Source organism: Plesiomonas sp. (genome assembly GCF_051650925.1).
In the GTDB taxonomy this organism is placed as follows: Bacteria; Pseudomonadota; Gammaproteobacteria; order Enterobacterales; family CAMTGL01; genus Plesiomonas.
Map to the genome: position 1 here is coordinate 1 of NZ_JBOFRH010000064.1, position 1,420 is coordinate 1,420.

Here is a 1,420-nt window from a genome sequence, read left to right on the forward strand (position 1 = left end):
GGCTTATGGTGATATTGGCACTGTGAATGAACATGTCACGCGAAACTGCGGACTCAATTAAGGTCACCGATACCGGACTTAGGCAGTCGAACACCTCGCAAGGCCAGCACATTTTTGTTGATTAAACGAGTATTTCTAATGTCGAACATACAATTTAACCCTAGTGATCACCCGCATCGCCGTTATAACCCACTGACCGGACAATGGGTATTAGTTTCACCGCACCGTGCTAAACGCCCTTGGAGCGGGCAAGATGAAACCCCTACAACCGATATACAGCCTAACTATGATCAACACTGTTTTCTTTGCCCGACTAATCGTCGTATCTCTGGTGATCTGAACCCTGATTATCAGGGCACATATGTGTTTGATAATGATTTTGCGGCGCTGAAAGTTGACTCACCCGCCGTGCCTGCATCAGATGATCCACTGTTTCAAGCAGAGGGCGTACGCGGGTTAAGCCGAGTGATCTGCTTTTCACCCGATCACAGTAAAACCCTGCCCGAACTTCCTGTTGAAAAAATCCGTGGTGTTATTGATACGTGGGATTCCCAGATTAAAGAGCTAGGTAAAACCTATCTTTGGGTACAGGCTTTTGAAAACAAAGGCGAGACCATGGGCTGCTCACAACCTCATCCGCACGGTCAGGTTTGGGCCAATAGCTTTTTACCCAATGAGATTGCACGTAAAGATCAGCAGTTACAGGCCTATTACCAAACGCATGGACGTAATTTGCTGGTGGATTATGCTGCTGCCGAGTTAAAAGACCGATCACGATTGGTAGTTGAAACCGAGTACTGGATTGCGGTTGTGCCCTACTGGGCGGCTTGGCCGTTTGAAACGCTGCTGCTGCCCAAAACGGCTATTTACCGTATGAGTGAACTGAGCAACGCACAGCGTGATGATCTGGCTTTGGCCATTAAAAAACTGACCAGTCGGTACGATAATCTGTTTCATTGCAGCTTCCCGTACTCAATGGGTTGGCATTATGCCCCTTTCTTCACCGATGACAGACCGATAAACCACTGGCAACTTCATGCACTGTTCTATCCGCCACTATTGCGCAGTGCGACTGTGCGTAAATTTATGGTTGGCTACGAAATGCTGGCTGAAACGCAGCGTGATCTGACTCCTGAGCAGGCAGCCCAGCGGCTGCGTGATGTCAGTGATATTCACTATAAAGAACAACCATAGTGATACTCGCAACCAATACCCTGATGCCGTGAGGTACCGGATCACGCATATGCATGACGGGCTATTTTGGCCGTGTTTATAGAGTGATGTTGATGAGAGAGAGGATATGTCTGAATTAATTGAACGTGTAAAAACAGCATTTGAGCAAGTGTTTGGTTATGCACCAACCCATGGTATTCAAGCACCAGGGCGAGTGAATATCATTGGTGAACATACTGATTACAAT

2 protein-coding genes are annotated in these 1,420 nt (G+C 47.3%); both read left to right on the forward strand.

Annotated elements, in window-relative coordinates:
• Positions 1 to 138: 138 nt before the first annotated feature.
• On the forward strand, positions 139 to 1,194 hold the full coding sequence (locus ACRC27_RS01625) for a UDP-glucose--hexose-1-phosphate uridylyltransferase (RefSeq protein WP_438639016.1): 1,056 nt from the start codon (positions 139 to 141) through the stop codon (positions 1,192 to 1,194).
• 106 nt (positions 1,195 to 1,300) lie between these two features.
• Positions 1,301 to 1,420: galactokinase family protein (locus ACRC27_RS01630; RefSeq protein ID WP_438639018.1), on the forward strand; the 120-nt coding region annotated here is incomplete at its 3' end.

Coding starts and splice junctions, on each gene's coding strand:
- ACRC27_RS01625 (WP_438639016.1), top strand. CDS start 139: ATGTCGAACATACAATTTAACCCTAGTGATCACCCGCATCGCCGTTAT.